This window comes from Amycolatopsis sp. NPDC045836 (genome assembly GCF_056431745.1).
Genome location: NZ_JBWKKF010000041.1, coordinates 18,338 through 32,747, shown reverse-complemented (window position 1 = coordinate 32,747; position 14,410 = coordinate 18,338). Strand labels below are relative to the sequence as shown.

Below are 14,410 nucleotides of genomic sequence, written 5' to 3'. Positions count from 1 at the left end.
CGATCGCCTGGTACCACGGCATGAAACGCCTGCGCATCCGCTGGGAGCGCCGCGACGACATCCACGAAGCCTTCCTCGGCTTGGCCACCTGCATCCTCTGCTGGCGACACGTCGCACGACTTTGTTAGGAACTCTAAGACTGCGTCCTCGTCGTCCAACGACCACTCCGCAACGCTGGAGTGCCCGGCAGCCCCTGGCATCTGCGGGCCCGAGGGGAGCCCGAGAAGGCTCGGACAGGACGACAGCGGTCGACACTTGTCAACAACGGACAGGCGCCGCCGCCGAGCGGCCGAAAAGGCCTTGTTCGGCATCACTCGGCATCATCTGTCACGGGTGGGTTCGGGCTCTTAACCAGCGGGTTGGGACATCGAAGGTATGAATTTCGAACGTGCATCTTTGTAGTCGAGGTGCGTCGCGGTGGCGGATCCGCCGGGCTTCCACAGCGGCCGCGCGTCGAGGTGTGGGCGCCGTCGATGCTGATAATGAACGTGCCCGCGTCCACCGTGTGTGGTGGGCGGAGCTGAGGGCGTCAGCTTCCTCGGCGTCGAGCAAGGCCACCGCCATGTCGAGCCGTCGGCAGGGACGCCATGAGCCGTTGCGCGGTTTCAAGCACCTACCACGGTGACGCCAGGCGATATCCACGCCTACGTTCGACTTGAACGGCCTCGACGAGCAGACGCGAACGAGCCACGCCGCGGAGATCGGCCGCTGGTGTAGTTCCCGGTGAGCCGCATCCTCCTGGCGCGCGCAGTCCAGCAGGTCGTCCTCGGTGGCGCTAGCCGACCTCTCCACCATGTCGCTCGATGCATCTCCGTCGAGGCGATGTGGATGTGGCCGAGGTTCACCGGACGCGTTTCCGAGAACCTGCCAAAGACCTGGTCCGACCTCCGCCCAGCCGATCAGCAGCAGCGGGCCGACGGCATCGAAAGCGGCCTTGCCCCATTGACCACGAATAAGCGGATCAGCCACATTCAACGCGAGAGTGACGAAGCTGGCGAAGATCAGCAACCACCGTGCCGACTTGATCTCGTGTGCCGCAGCACCTCGAGCAACAAGCTGCCGGATGGCCAGAAACAGCCCCAAGATCGACAAGTCCACCGCCGGAGCGATGAGCGGGGTCACCCAGCCGGGTACACCGAGACGGGGAGCCAGGCTCAGTACATTGCCGAAGCCGAACAAGAACGTAAGTCCGACGCCGCGGCCATGATCGCCGTAACCATGGCCGTTGCTTGTTCGCGGCCAGAGATCGAGCCGGAGGAACTGGCGCTCATGGGCGAGGCCACCTCCCCCGCACCGAACGCTCCCGCAGTGCCAACTCCCTCGCCACGCTGATGATGAGGCACGGCGTACCATGACGTCGCCGAGCGCGGTGGCACTTGGAACGCCTGGTCAGTCGCGTTGGCCTCACTCGGCACGGAGTTGTGTACCGGTTCATGACTTCGCCGCCGAACCGCGCCGCGGCATCTTCAGGGGGACCCGCGCCTCGATCACCAGTGGCCTCGCCGCTTGTGTCAGGTTGACCTGCGAAAACGGGTCAATCTGAGCGGATCCGGGATCCGTGTGCTTCCGGGACGAGTCGGACCGGGGGCACGCACAGGAGGCACGCAGGCTTTGACCTGCGGTTTTCGAGCATTCGACCGCCTTCTCCGGGGCCTGCTCCCCCATCGTCCGGCCGATTTGGGCCACCGCGCCCGCCATCTCGCCGGGCAAGGTGACTCGGAGCGTCACCTCGTCGGTGGCGTAGTGCACCGGATGGTGAGCTGGGTCAGATCGAACAGCCGATCGAGTAGCTCACTGGGCGCGCGAGTCAAGTTGACCGCCAGGTGCGGCAACGCGTCGAGCAGGCGGAGCTGACCGGCGCTGGGCCGGTCGGGCTCCTGACCGTCCTGGCGGTTCAGGTCCGCGATGGTCTCCAGCTGAGCCTGGCGTTCGGTGTTCAGCTCGTTGTACCGCCGCCGCAGACCTTGGGTGAACGGATCGCGGGGGTCGGCGTCTTCGGCTTGGCGGAGGATGTTGTCCAGCTTGCGAGTGGTGTCGGCGAGCTTGCGCTGCAGGCGCTGCCGCTTCTCCGCTCGCTCGCGCTGGGCGCTGTCATCCACCTCGGTCATGATGAGGTCCTCACACATGTAGATCGTGGCCGGATGGCCGACGTGCTTGTCTGGACGGCCGCGGTTGTTGTTCTCCGGGTGGTGATGCCGTGCCGCGGATTCCTGATCATCCGGCGGCCGCAGTCGCACAGCACCCGGCGCCGGAACAGGTACGTGCGCTTGGCTCGTGCGCCGGCTCGACCGACCACACCCACATCTGCGGCGGATTCGGCTTGTTGCGCCTGCCCGGCTGCGCCGGTTGTAGACCTGGTAGCCGGTGTACTTCGGATCGCTCGGCATCGACGCGACGCTGGACTTCGACCACGCGTGCCGGGCCCGCGACTTGTTCGGCGGTCCCGTGGCGGATACTTTGTTCAGCTTCTCGGCGATCGTGTCGAATCCGAGTTTCAAGTGGAAGCGCCACTTCGCGGCCAGTGTGACCGTCTCCTCCTGCAGCCCATCGGGCTCGAGTCGCGACTTGGTCAAGCCTTTCTTCGCCTTGTACCCGTGGGTGGGCTTGCCGATGTTGTAACCCTCACGGATGTGCGTGCAAGTACCTCGTCCGCCTGAACCGGGCATTGTTCAGGTGCACGCGGGTTGTCAATGCGGGGACGACATCCGGCCGCTCGCGGGGAGAACCAACTGACCATTGACAGCCTGCGCGAATCGCAGTTCGCGGCCTCCGGGTGAGACAGGTGAGGGCAGCATTCTGGCCGGCTTGCCCGCGGCCACTACGCGCACGAGCCGGGTTCCAGCCCAGTGGGACGGGCGGCAAGGTCTATCCAGCCCGGTTCGCCGGTCCACTATCGTGTTCGGACCGGGGCGGCCGACCAGGTGCCCGGGTCGGCCGGGTCACCGGCTGCCTCGACCTCGGCCGCTCGCCTGCTCAGTTCGGCGCTGGGCACCGCGGCCGGATCTGTGGTCGAGGCGAACGCGCACAAGCCGTTGGCCAGCCCGAAGATCAGGACCTGCCGATCGTCCACCACCGCGGGCCGACCGTCGACGCTGGTTTCCGGCTGCTGACCGCCGCAAGACCGGGCTCCGACCCGCATGGTGTCCGCGCCGTAGACGAGGGCGGCCGACGGTTCCCGATCCGCGTTGCCGACCGCACCGACCGTGCCGGTGATCGGCAGGGCTGGTTCCTCCGGCACGGTGAACGGGGTGCGGACCGCCGCTCCGGCGGCCAGGTCCACGCTTTCCGCGACCCGGTACGCCTTGGCCCGTGCGTCCGGGTCGGCGGCGGGCACGCTGGCGAACGCCCACGCGCCGGGTGCCCACTGCCACGCGTACTCGACCCGGTCCGGTCCCTCGGTCGGGGTGCGCACCCACCGGCCGGGGCGCTCCCCGAGCGCGGCGTCGCCGTCACTGTCCGGTTCGGACTGTCCGTTGAGGACTTCGGGGAGCCCGCCGCGTGGGTAGAGGGTCACGCTGCCCACCGGTGCGGCCGGGTCGGGGGCGCCTTCGCGTTTCAGGTCGATTCGCTGGACGAATCGCCCGGTCTGGTACCGGTACGGGGTGAACCCGCCCGCGGAGCCGACCGTCGCCTGCCGGCGGAACAGGTCGAACTCGGACGGTGTGGTGGTGACCTCCAGGTGGTCCGGCTGCTGGCGCAGGACGGTGGGCACCAGCAGCACGGCGACCGCGGTGAGCACCGTGGCCGCCGCGGCGCCCAGCGCGGCGTGCCGCCTGCGGATCCGGCGGCCGGAACGGATCGCGCCGGTGACGCTCACCGCGGATTCCGTTCGCGGGCCCGCTTCGCGGAGCGGGCCGAGCAGCGCCCGTTCGTCGTCGGTCATGACCGTGCCTCCTTTCCCAGGTCCGCCCTGGTTTCCGCGCCGAGCTGCCCGCGCAGGGCGGCGGTGCCGCGGGAGGCGAGGCTGCGGACGTTGCCTTCCGAACAGCCGAGGTGCGCCGCGGTGTCGGCGACCGAGTAGTCCAGCAGGAACCGCAGCACCAGCACCGCGCGCTGCCGGGGCGGCACCCGGCTCAGCGCGGCCAGCAGCACCGCGCGGGTGTCGGTGTCCGGTCCGGCCGGTGCGGGCGGGCCGGGGGTCTCGGCGGGCGTGCCGATCAGCCGGACCCGCCCGGTCCACGCCGTCCGCCGCTCGTTCAGGAACGTGCGCAGCACGATCTTGCGGGTGTAGGCGTCCAAGTTGTCGGCCTCGGCGGCCTTGCGCCAGTGCACGTACAGCCGGGTGATCGCGGTCTGCACCACGTCGTCGGCCCGGTCGCTGTCCCCGCACAGCAGGTAGGCCAGCCTGCGCAGCGTCGGCAGGGCGGCCGTGACGTACTCGGTGTAGCGCTCCTCCTCGCCTGCGCGCACGCCCACTCCCTCTCGGTGTCCCCACCCCGCTGACACCGGCACCGACCCCGCGCGCTGTGTGACGCCGGTCACCATTGGTCCCACACCCAGACGTCGTTGACCAGCCGCCCCGGCGTGGGCAGCAGCCGGTCCAGTGTCTCGCGCAGCGGGGCGGCATTCGACTGCCGCCTCGGCAGAACCAGCACGTCCGCCCGCCAGAACCGCAGGTCGGCGTGGGCCGCGTCACGCAGCCGGTCGTCGACCGCGGGTACTTCCCCGGTCTTGCCCACCTCGTCCAGCAGCGCGGACAGCCGGGTCGGCCGCCCGCCGTAACCGCCGGTCCGGCCGCCACCGGACGGGCCGACGAAGTAGCCGCCCGCCAGCGGGAACTCCAGCCCGGCCTCGATCTGCCAGTGCAGCGGCTCGGCGTCGCCGGGGCTCGGCAGCGGGACGACCACCACCGCCCCACCGGGCCGCACGTGCTGGCGCCAGGTGCCATCCGCGAAGTACCGGGGTACCGGCGGGCGCTCGTTCGCCTGCAGCGGGGTCGGGGCGATCGGCAGCAGCACCGCGGCCAGCGCGCCGAACCACAGCAGCCGGATCGGTACGTCCACCGGAGACGTCCGGGCGGCCAGTACGCGGTCGGTGGCCAGTGCCAGCAGCAGCGCGATCGCCGGGACGCAGCCGAGGGCGAACCGGGACAGCAGCAGCGAATCGAACAACGGCAACGAGAACAGCAGCACCGACGGACCCGGGACCACCGTCACGTCGCCGTTGACCACCAGCACCGCGCCGAGGGACAGCGCGGCCATCGCGGCGATGGTGACGGTCAGCGCCCTGGCCAGCCGGTCCCGCCGCAGCCAGCAGGCCAGCACGGTCGTCAGCACCACCAGCGGCCAGCCGAAGAACGCGTTCTCCTCGGTGCGGTTGAGCGAAAGCGCGCCCGCGACACGGCCGGAACCGTCGCCGCCGACCGAGTCGCTGGCCAGCGCGGTGAACGCGGTGAGATCGTTGCCCAGCGGGGTGTGCGGCAGTGCGGAGTAGCTCTGGGCGCCGAAGAACTGCCAGTACAGCGGATAGCCGACCAGCGCGAGACCGACCGCGACGGCGATCGCGAGCCCGGCGCACATGGTGCGCCACCGGTCCCGGAACCGGATGCCGTAGGCGAGCCCGAACACCAGCAGCGCGACCGCGGCGATCAACAGCGGTTCCTCGCCCAGCAGCACCTGGTAGGCGGCGAGCGCACCGAGCACCGCGCCGTCGCGCACCGGCCGGTTTCCCAGGCTCACCCGGACCGCCGCGCGCACCACGAACGGCAGCACGAACAACGCGACAAAATTCGGGTGCGCATTGGCGTGCGAGATCGTGGACGGGGCGAACGCGCAGAAACCGCCCGCGATCGCGGCGGCCGTCCTCGACCGGCCGAAGTCCCGGTGCAGCACCCAGTACCAGGCCGCCGCCGTGCCACCGAGCCCGCCGACCAGCACGATCGTCCAGCTCACGCCCGGCCCGAACAGGGCGGTGACCGGGGTGAGCGGCACGCCGAGGCCCAGCATCGAGGTGTTGGCCATCAGGTTGACGCCGAGCGGATGGTTCTGCAGCGTCGAGAACAGCGGGCTTTCCCCGTGCAGCACGGATTTCGCGGTGACCGCGAAGAACCACTCCCACATGTTCTGGTCCTGGGCGCTGTTGGTCAGGTAACCGCCGGCGAGCAGGCCGCGGTAGATCGCACCGGACAAAAGGAAAAAGCCGCCGATGACGCCGAGGTCGATACGCGTCACGCGGCGAAGCCGGGGCGCGGTGAAATTCGTCGTTCGCACACCACGTTGACACCGCGGGTCCCGCGAAACGCTGCCCGGAGGCCACACCAGCGCTGCTTGACCGCCCAAGCGAAGGAGACCGCTCGGTGGGCAAGGGCACCACGGGTGCCACGATGTCGCTCGACGGCTACCTCGCCGTTCCCGGCGCAAGTCGCTTCGACCCGCTGTCCCAGTGGTACGGCAACGGCGATGTCGAGGTCCCTTCGGCCAGCCCGGGCGTGCCGCCGATCCGGGTTCCGCGGCGAACGCCGAACTGGTCGAGCAGGAGTCGGAGAACACCGGCGCCCCGACGACGAGAACTTCGTCTTCGTCACCGAGGGCATCGAGGCGGCAGCGACCAAGGCGAAGGAGCTGGCAGGGGGTCCGGCAGTGCCAGGTCCGGTTTCGCCGCCTCTTCGGGACGCAGGCCGCTGCAGTAGGCGGCAAGCTCCGGGCCGGAGGAACGGCGCGGTTCGCTTGCCGGTGGTTGATCACCACCCGCGAAGGTTCAGAACTCCGCCGAGTCCACTGACAGAAGATGTCAGTGAACTCGGGCTAGCGTCCCGGCCATGAGCTTCCCCGCCGATGTCGGCACCTTGGCCAGCCGCTACGCAGCCGTGTGGAACGAGCCGGACGCCGCTCTGCGGCGCGAGGCGATCGCGGAACTGTGGGCCGAGAACGGCGCCGAGTACACCGAAACCGACGAGTACCGAGGGCACGACGCTATCCAGGACCGAGTCACCAGCGCGCACGAGCAGTTCGTCGCAACCGGGAAGTTCGTCTTCGTCCCGGCGGAGGACGCCGTAGCCCACCACAACGCGGTCACGTTCTCCACCCACCTGGTTCCCGCGGCAGGTGGCGTTCCCGTCTGGAGCGGCGCCGTGTTCCTCCTGCTCGACCGGGAAGGGCGAATCCAGCGCGACTACCAGTTCACCGGCAAGGAAGCGGGCACCCGGGCAGTCGTGACCGAATTCCTCAGCCGCTTGGCCGTCGGGGACCCGGACCGGATCGCCGGACTGTTCGCCGATACCGTCGACTGGCAGCTCGACTGGCCCGGTGCGGGGCATCCCGCGGTGCCCTGGATCCGGCAGCGGTCGACTCGCGCCGACGTCGCGGATCACTTCCGCGCGCTGAACGACTTCCACGTCCCCGGCAAGCGGGGCGGGGGCGCCCCCAGGATCCTGGTCGACGGCCTGGATGCCGTGGTGCTCGGCGAAATCCGCCAGACCGTGAAGGCCACCGGCCGGGCGTACAGCGCCTACTGCGCGCTGCACGTCACCGTCGAAGGTGGCGTGATCACCCGCTACCACGTCTACGAGGACAGCCTCACCGTCGCGCAAGCACTCTCCGGCGACAACGGCGCCCATTGAGGTCGCCGAATCAGGGTGGCGTTCTGCCCGCTGCCGGCGGCGACTCCTGCCGGTCGAGGCGGGCCTGGGCGACCTCCCGGCCACGCGCGGAGTCGGCGAAACGGTCGAGCTTGGCGCGGACCTCGGCGGCGTCGACGGTCGCGCCGAACAACTCGGTGCCGGGCTCGAAGCGGACGCCTTCGGCCAGCGGCCCCGCCCGGACGGGGTCGAAGCCGAGTGCGTCGACGAGCTGCGCGACAGCGGTGACATCGGCATCGTCGTCGCCCGCGATGGCGATCGCTGCCCGGCCGGGGGTTCCGGCCGGGCGGGCTCGGTCCTCCAGCTCGTGGTAACCCAGGTGGTTGAACGCCTTGACCACCCTGGCGCCGGACAGGAAAGCTTGCACGATCTCGCTGGAGGAGGTGCGCGGGTCGGTGAGGTCGTCGCGGAGACCGTCGGTTTCCCACCAGTAGTTCATCGCATCGACGACGAGCTTTCCGCGCAGCGCGTCGGCGGGGATGGTGCGGTGCTTGCCCAGCGGGAGGGCGAGGATGACGATGTCCGCCTGCGCGGCCGCCTCGGCGGCGGTCGCCGCGGTCGCGCCGGGTGTGACGACCTGGACGATGAGCGCGATCTTCGCCGGGTCGCCGGAACCGGCGACGAGCACCCGGTACCCCGCGGCCACGGCGAGCCGGGCGAGCACGGTACCGACCTTGCCCGCCCCCAGGATCGCGACGGTGGTGCTCATCCCGCCTCGCTGAGGAGGTCGCGGACCATGGGGACGACCCGGGTGCCGTACAGCTCGACGGCCCGCAGGCGGGCGCTCATCGGCTGCGAACCCGTGGCGTAGACCAGGTCGAACCGGCCGGCGCCGAGGGTCTGGACGGTGCGGGCGATCTTGCGCGCCACGGTCTCCGGCGAGCCGACGTAGAGCGACCCGTGGTCGAGATCGGCCTCGTACTCCTCGCGGCGAAGCGGTGGCCAGCCGCGCTGGGCGCCGATGCGGTCCCGGATCACCTTGTAACGCGGGTAGTGGATTTCCCTGGCCCGCTCGTCGGTGTCGGCGATGAAGCCCGGGGAGTGCACGCCGATCGGCCACGCGGGGGTGGCGAGCTGCTCGGTGGCGCGGTGGTAGAGGTCGACGAGCGGGCGGAACCGCGCGGGCGGGCCGCCGATGATGGCGAGCATGAGCGGCAGGCCGTGGCGGGCGGTGCGCAGGACCGACTGCGGTGAACCACCGACCCCGACCCAGGTGGCCAGGTGCCCGGAATCGGTCTTCGGGTACACGTCGGCGTGGTCGAGCGGGGCGCGCACGGTGCCGGTCCAGGTGACCGGCTTCTCGTCGAGGAGCTGGACGAACAGTTCGAGCTTCTCCTCGAAGAGCACCTCGTAGTCGGCCAGGTCGTAGCCGAACAGGGGGAACGACTCGGTGAACGAACCGCGCCCGAGGATCACCTCGGCGCGGCCCGAGGAGAGCGCGTCGAGGGTGGCGAAGCGCTGGAAGACCCGCACCGGGTCGTCGGAGCTGAGCACGGTGACGCCGGAACCGAGGCGGATGCGGGAGGTGCGGCCGGCGATACCGGCGAGCACCGTCTCGGGGGTGGAGATCGCGTACTCGGGCCGGTGGTGCTCGCCGAGGGCGAGGGCGTCGACGCCGATTTCGTCGGCGAGGACCGCCTCGGTGACGACCTGGCGGATCGCCTCGGCGTGGGAGACGGGGACGCCGGAGTCGTCTTCGGGCACGTCGCCGAAGTTGTCGAGGCCGAACACGAGGTCATTCATCGGGCTGCTCCTGGTCGCGGCTACGCGCGGGTGGCTGTGGCGGGGGCGGGGGTGTTGAGCAGTTGCGTCTCCCAGCCGAAGGCGACTCCCGTGCCGCCACCGTGCTGGGAAAGGATTTCCGCCAGCGCCGGGATGGTCGCTTCGCGGGCCCAGTCGCGCTGCAGTTCGGCCACCACGGCGTTCCAGGTGATCGGCACCACCCCGGCCTGGGTCATGCGCCGCACGGCCATGTCGTGCGCTTCGGCCGACGCCCCGCCGGAGGCGTCGGTCACCACGTAGACGGCGTAGTCGTCGTCGAGGGCGTGGATGGCCGGCATGGCCACGCAGACCTCCGTCCAGAGACCCGCGATGATCAGCTTCCGGCGCCCGGTCGCCCGCACCGCGTCCACCACGCGGCTGTCCTCCCAGGTGTTGATCAGGGTCCGGTTGATCGGCTTCTGCTCCGGGAAGACGTCCTGCAGGCCCTGGATCAGGTAGCCGCCGCGCTCCTCGAGCACGGTGGTCAGGATCGTCGGGACGCCGAACACCTTGGCGGCCTTCGCGAGCCCGACGGCGTTGTTGACCACCATCGTCGGTTCGTGGCTGTGGAGGTTGGCGAACTGGAACGGCTGGTGGTCGATCAGCAGCAGGACGCTCTCCTCCGGGGTCAGCAAGGCGTCGAGCCCTGACTTCTTGGCGCGCATGGCACATCTCCTTCTTCTCGGGGATCGGACGGCTGGAATTTTGTTGACGCGTCTACATATATCCAGTTTTTCGTGACACGTCAACATCAAGTGCTAGGCTCGGGCGCATGGGTGAGGTGCGGTGGCTCGACGAGCGGGAAGCGCTCGTGTGGCGCGGGATCATCGGTGTGCTGCAACGGGTGACCGCGGTGATGGAGCGCCGGCTGGACGAATCGGCGGGGCTGTCCGGCGCGGAGTACACCCTGCTGGTCCCGCTGTCGGAGGCCCCGGACGGGTTGCTGCGGGCGCGGGACCTCGGCCGGCTGGTCGGCTGGGAGCGCAGCCGCGTCTCCCACCAGGTCAGCCGGATGGAGAAGCGCGGCCTGGTCGCCCGCGAGGAGTGCAGCGAGGACGCGCGCGGGTCCATGGTCCGGCTCACCGACGCGGGCCGCGCGGCCATCGTCGCCGCCGCTCCCGCACACGTCGCCGCCGTCCGGGAGCACTTCTTCGACGCGCTCACCGAGGCCGAACTCGAGGTCATCGGACCCGCGCTGGCACGGGTCCTCGACCGGCTCCCCGACGACGACGGGTGACCGGCGCGGCCGGGTGAAGGAGTCACGGGCTGAGTCTCGGCCACCACGGGCCGCACCGGATCGGCCATCGAATCGGTCGCCGCCGGCTCCGCGAATCGGGCTGGGTGCGCGAGGATCTGGAGTGAAGACATGGAGCTGTTCGGGCGGCGCGCCGAGACCGCGGCCTTGGCGCGGCTGCTGGAACGGGCGGCGGGCGGCGCGGGTTCCGGGCTCGTGCTGTGGGGTGAGCCGGGGATCGGCAAGACGGCCCTGCTGGAGCACGCCGCCGGGATGGCGTCCGAGGCGACGGTGCTGCGGTGCCGGGGCACCCGGATGGAGTCGGGGCTCGCGTTCGCGGCGTTGCACGAGCTGCTGTGGCCGGTGGTGGACCGGCTGGACGCGCTCCCCGCGCCGCAGGCCACGGCGTTGCGCGGGGCGCTGGGGCTGAGCTCGGGCACGGCGAACCGGTTCCTCCTCGGCGCGGCCGTGCTGTCGCTGGTCAGCGGGCTGGCCCGGGAGCGACCGGTGCTCGTCGTGGTGGACGACGCCCAGTGGATCGACGAGGCGACCGCGCAGTGCCTCGGTTTCCTCGCGCGCCGGGTGACGACGGAGCCGGTCCTGGTTCTGCTCACCGGGCACGAGAACCCCGCGTCGGGACCGTGGGAGGGGTTGCCGGCGATGGAGGTCACGGGGCTGGCCGACGAGGACGCACGACGCCTGGTCGACGCCGTCGCGCCGGGCGCCGGTGAAGCGCTGGTCGACCACGCGGTCCGGGTGGCCGGCGGCAACCCGCTGGCGCTGCACGAACTGCCCACCCTCGAACGCGAGACCGGCGGCGAGCCGACGCCGGTCGGGCCACGGCTGCGGCAGGCGTTCTGCACCCGGGTCGAGGCCCTGAAACCGGCGACCCGGTCGCTGCTGCTGCTGGCCGCCGCCGAGGACCGGGGCGACCGCCACCTCCTGCACCGGGCCGGCTCCGGCTGGGGCGTCGACAGCTCCACCTGGGAGGAGGCGCTGCGCTCCGGCCTGCTGCGCGACTCGGGGGCCCGGCTGGAGTTCCGGCACCCGCTCGTCCGGGCGGCCGTCTACGACGGCGCGGCCTTCCTGGACCGGCAGGCCGCGCACCGGGCGCTGGCCGCCGCCCTGCCCGCGAACGCCACCGAGGAGCGGGCCTGGCACCTGGCCGCCGCCGCCGACGGGCCGGACGAGGAGGTCGCCGCCCTGCTGGAGCAGGCCGCGGCACAGTGCCTGCGGCGCAGTGCGGGCCCGACGGCGGCTCGCACGCTGCGCCGGGCGGCGGAGCTGTCGCCGGTCCCCGCCGCGGCCGCGCGCCGGCTGGCCGGTGCCGCTCGCGCCGCGTGGGACTCCGGCGACGCCGGGGCCGCACGGCACCTGCTCGAAGAGGCGGAGCGCTTGGCCGGGGTGGCGTCCGTCGCCCGGCTGAGCGGCGGGCTGCGCGGGATCCTCGAATTCGCCTACGGCGTGCCCGAGCGCGCCCAGCGCTACCTGGTCTCCGACATGGCCGTGGTGTCCGAGGCCCGCCGTGCGGTGGAGCTGGGCACGGTGGCGGTCCGCGCCGCGTGGTCGGCCGGCCGGCCCGACCTCCAGCAGCAGGCGCTGCAGCGGGTGCGGGCCGTGCACACCGACGCCGACCCGGCCCTGTCGGCCCTGCTGCCCGTGCTGCGGAACTGGTGGTCCTGCTACGACCAGACCGGTGAGCGCACCCCGGCCACCCCGGACCTGGGCGGTGACGCGGTCGATCGGCTCGGCACCGCCGCGTGGGAACTGCTCCCGCCCGTGCCGCTGGTCCAGGTCTGGGGCGTCGAAGGCGGGTTGCTCGACGTGCTGCGCGCGCAGGCCGTCCAGCTGCGGCGCCGTCACGAACTCCCCGCGCTGGCGCTGGTGCTGGCCCAGCTCGCGGTCCTCGACACCACCGCGGGCCGCTGGGACGCCGCCGGATCCGCGGCGGCCGAGGCACTGCGGCTGGCCGAGGAGGTCGGGGCGGACCACGTCGCCACGCAGAGCCGAGCCTGCCTCAGCGTCCTGGCCGCCGCCCGTGGTGACGTGCGCGCCGTCGACGAACTCGCCACCCGGATCCTGCGGGTTTCGGTTCCGCGCGGGGTGCGGGCGCTCAGCGCGTCGGCGTACTGGCAGCGCGGCCGGGCGGCGTTGTTCGACGGCCGCCCGCAGGAGGCGCTGCACGACCTGCGGTGCCTCGCCGAGCCCGGCCACGAAGCCGCGCACCCGACCTTCGCGCTGTTCGCCGCCGTGGACACCGTCGAGGCGGCGGTGCAGGCCGGCCGCGGTGAGGTCGTCGAGCCGCAGGTCGCGACGGTGGAGCAGTGGGCGCGGCGAACCGGCGCGACCTGGGCGCGGCTGGCCGCCCACCGGCTCCGGGCACTCGTCGCCGGCGGACCGGCGGCTGAGGACTCGTTCCGGGCCGCGCTGGCCGTCGAAGGCTCGGGGAGCCAGCCGTTCGAGCTGGCCCGCACGCGGCTGGCGTACGGGGAGTGGCTGCGGCGCGCACGCCGCCGGGCCGACGCCCGGTTCCAGCTCGCCGGAGCGGCCGCGATCTTCGAGCGCCTGGGGGCGGAACCCCTGCGGGCGCGGGCGGCGCGCGAGCAGGCCCTCACCGAACGCCGGGCCGCTCCCCGCGTGGCCGCTCCGCCGACCGCGGCCGGGCTGACCGCGCAGGAGCTGCGGGTGGCGCAGCTGGCCGCGGGCCGGCTGACCAACCGGGAGATCGCGGCACAGCTGCTGATCAGCCCGCGCACGGTCGGCCACCACCTGGCCAGCGTCTACGCCAAGCTCGGCCTCGCCTCCCGCACCGAGCTGGCCGGCATCGACTTCGACGGCGACCTGCGGCTCCGGCCGCCGGTGACCGGCTGATCCGGGTTCAGCCGGTGCTTCGCGGCGCCGAGGTCCCGTGCCACCGGAAGGGGTTGTCCTCCAGTGCGGCGCGGTCCCAGTTCCCGAGGTCCGCGGCGGCTTCGTAGGTGGCGTGGAGGAACTCGGCGACCACGCGATCGGGGTCGGGGGGCGGCGCGGGCGACCTCGTAGGGCAGCAGGAACTGCTGGAACTCGGTGCTGTAGAAAGCGCCTTCGGGGCCGGCGGGCTGCTCGGCGAACCCTTCGGGGGCGGGGTAGGCGTAGGCGTAGAACGCCCCTTCCTCACCACCGCCGGGCCAGAAACCGCAGCTGGACAGCTCGCGGGAGTAGCCCTCGACCATCACCCAGTCCCCGCAGTTGGGCGCCCCGCCGGGGTGCGGCGGAGCCGGCCGCCCGGAGAAACGGGTGCAGGCGAGGTCCATCGCGCCCCAGAAGAAGTGCACCGGGCTGACCTTGCCGACGAAGTGCGAGCGGAACTCGCCGATCACCCGGTTCGCCTGCAGCAGCTGCCGCCAGAACAGGGTGGCCGCCTCCCCGTCGTAGGAGGCGTGGACGTGGTCCTCGGCGAAGGGGATGGCCGGGTCCACCTCGTTGGGGTGCGGCCGGATCGGCGCCTCGACGCCGAGTTCGCCGAGCACGTGGAGGATCCGGCGGTAGAACTCGGCGACCGGCATCGGCTGGAGGGGGAAGCTCCGCACGCCGCCGTCGCTGCTGCGGACTTCGAGCCGGTGGCCGAGGAAGTCGAACTCGATCTCGAAGGCGCCGGTGCGGTGCGGGATGGCCGAGGTGGTCAGCCCGCGCGCGCTGACGTACAGGGTCACCTGCCACCAGTGGTTGACCAGCGGGGTGTGCGCCATGCGGATCTTGCCCACGATCTGGGTCCACATGTGCAGGGTGTCGCGGGTGGCGGTCCAGTCCGAGACCCGCAGGCTCGGCCAGTTCGTCGTCGCGGGGATGGTCATCGGCTC

General features: G+C 71.7%; 12 protein-coding genes and 1 pseudogene. 4 read left to right on the top strand and 9 right to left on the bottom strand.

Annotated features, from left to right (window positions below):
• Positions 1–128, top strand: a pseudogene (locus tag AC07EG_RS39285) (IS5/IS1182 family transposase); the annotation flags it as partial.
• Between the two features lie 199 nt (positions 129–327).
• Here the strand turns inward: AC07EG_RS39285 and AC07EG_RS39280 are convergent.
• The 5 genes from AC07EG_RS39280 to AC07EG_RS39260 all read right to left on the bottom strand — a co-directional run bounded on the left by AC07EG_RS39280 (position 328) and on the right by AC07EG_RS39260 (position 6,170).
• A complete protein-coding gene (locus tag AC07EG_RS39280) occupies positions 328–1,122 on the bottom strand; it encodes a hypothetical protein (RefSeq protein ID WP_478258370.1) in 795 nt (264 codons plus the stop codon).
• Positions 1,123–1,724: 602 nt separating this feature from the next.
• Complete coding sequence (locus AC07EG_RS39275; protein WP_478258369.1) at positions 1,725–2,573, bottom strand: recombinase family protein; 849 nt, start codon at positions 2,571–2,573, stop codon at positions 1,725–1,727.
• 317 nt (positions 2,574–2,890) lie between these two features.
• Positions 2,891–3,883, bottom strand: coding sequence for a hypothetical protein (locus tag AC07EG_RS39270; RefSeq protein ID WP_478258368.1), 993 nt, complete (start codon positions 3,881–3,883; stop codon positions 2,891–2,893).
• A complete protein-coding gene (locus AC07EG_RS39265) occupies positions 3,880–4,410 on the bottom strand; it encodes a SigE family RNA polymerase sigma factor (protein ID WP_478258367.1) in 531 nt (176 codons plus the stop codon). The genes AC07EG_RS39270 and AC07EG_RS39265 overlap by 4 nt, the downstream gene beginning before the upstream one ends.
• 68 nt (positions 4,411–4,478) lie before the next feature.
• On the bottom strand, positions 4,479–6,170 hold the full coding sequence (locus tag AC07EG_RS39260; protein ID WP_478258366.1) for a glycosyl transferase: 1,692 nt from the start codon (positions 6,168–6,170) through the stop codon (positions 4,479–4,481).
• 587 nt (positions 6,171–6,757) lie between these two features.
• On the opposite strand from AC07EG_RS39260, the gene AC07EG_RS39255 reads away from it, so the two are divergent.
• Positions 6,758–7,558: a nuclear transport factor 2 family protein gene (locus tag AC07EG_RS39255; RefSeq protein WP_478258365.1), complete on the top strand. Its 801-nt coding sequence runs from the start codon at positions 6,758–6,760 to the stop codon at positions 7,556–7,558.
• 10 nt (positions 7,559–7,568) lie between these two features.
• Here AC07EG_RS39255 and AC07EG_RS39250 read toward each other — a convergent pair whose 3' ends face one another.
• The 3 genes from AC07EG_RS39250 to AC07EG_RS39240 are packed head-to-tail and all read right to left on the bottom strand — an operon-like array spanning position 7,569 to position 10,002.
• Entirely contained in the window at positions 7,569–8,285 is a 717-nt protein-coding gene (locus AC07EG_RS39250; protein ID WP_478258364.1) for an NADPH-dependent F420 reductase, read from the bottom strand.
• Positions 8,282–9,319: an LLM class flavin-dependent oxidoreductase gene (locus AC07EG_RS39245; protein ID WP_478258363.1), complete on the bottom strand. Its 1,038-nt coding sequence runs from the start codon at positions 9,317–9,319 to the stop codon at positions 8,282–8,284. Before AC07EG_RS39245 ends, AC07EG_RS39250 begins: the two co-directional genes overlap by 4 nt.
• A gap of 20 nt (positions 9,320–9,339) precedes the next feature.
• The gene (locus tag AC07EG_RS39240) at positions 9,340–10,002 is read right to left on the bottom strand and encodes a hydrolase (protein ID WP_478258362.1); all 663 of its coding nucleotides are present in this window, start codon (positions 10,000–10,002) and stop codon (positions 9,340–9,342) included.
• A 107-nt stretch (positions 10,003–10,109) separates the two neighbouring features.
• Here AC07EG_RS39240 and AC07EG_RS39235 point away from each other — a divergent pair, with 107 nt between their 5' ends.
• Together AC07EG_RS39235 and AC07EG_RS39230 are read left to right on the top strand one after the other, a co-directional pair.
• Positions 10,110–10,574 (top strand): MarR family winged helix-turn-helix transcriptional regulator, encoded by a 465-nt coding sequence (locus tag AC07EG_RS39235; RefSeq protein WP_478258361.1) that lies wholly within the window; start codon positions 10,110–10,112, stop codon positions 10,572–10,574.
• A gap of 129 nt (positions 10,575–10,703) precedes the next feature.
• A complete protein-coding gene (locus AC07EG_RS39230) occupies positions 10,704–13,442 on the top strand; it encodes an ATP-binding protein (RefSeq protein WP_478258360.1) in 2,739 nt (912 codons plus the stop codon).
• Here the strand turns inward: AC07EG_RS39230 and AC07EG_RS39225 are convergent.
• Complete coding sequence (locus AC07EG_RS39225; RefSeq protein ID WP_478258359.1) at positions 13,352–14,404, bottom strand: DUF5996 family protein; 1,053 nt, start codon at positions 14,402–14,404, stop codon at positions 13,352–13,354. The genes AC07EG_RS39230 and AC07EG_RS39225 overlap by 91 nt on opposite strands.
• Between the last annotated feature and the right edge of the window lie 6 nt (positions 14,405–14,410).

Excerpts from the sequence above, each read along its gene's own strand:
- AC07EG_RS39255 (WP_478258365.1), top strand. The coding sequence starts at position 6,758 with ATGAGCTTCCCCGCCGATGTCGGCACCTTGGCCAGCCGCTACGCAGCC.
- AC07EG_RS39225 (WP_478258359.1), bottom strand. The coding sequence starts at position 14,404 with ATGACCATCCCCGCGACGACGAACTGGCCGAGCCTGCGGGTCTCGGAC.
- AC07EG_RS39235 (WP_478258361.1), top strand. The coding sequence starts at position 10,110 with ATGGGTGAGGTGCGGTGGCTCGACGAGCGGGAAGCGCTCGTGTGGCGC.
- AC07EG_RS39270 (WP_478258368.1), bottom strand. The coding sequence starts at position 3,883 with ATGACCGACGACGAACGGGCGCTGCTCGGCCCGCTCCGCGAAGCGGGC.
- AC07EG_RS39245 (WP_478258363.1), bottom strand. The coding sequence starts at position 9,319 with ATGAATGACCTCGTGTTCGGCCTCGACAACTTCGGCGACGTGCCCGAA.
- AC07EG_RS39240 (WP_478258362.1), bottom strand. The coding sequence starts at position 10,002 with ATGCGCGCCAAGAAGTCAGGGCTCGACGCCTTGCTGACCCCGGAGGAG.
- AC07EG_RS39250 (WP_478258364.1), bottom strand. The coding sequence starts at position 8,285 with ATGAGCACCACCGTCGCGATCCTGGGGGCGGGCAAGGTCGGTACCGTG.
- AC07EG_RS39230 (WP_478258360.1), top strand. The coding sequence starts at position 10,704 with ATGGAGCTGTTCGGGCGGCGCGCCGAGACCGCGGCCTTGGCGCGGCTG.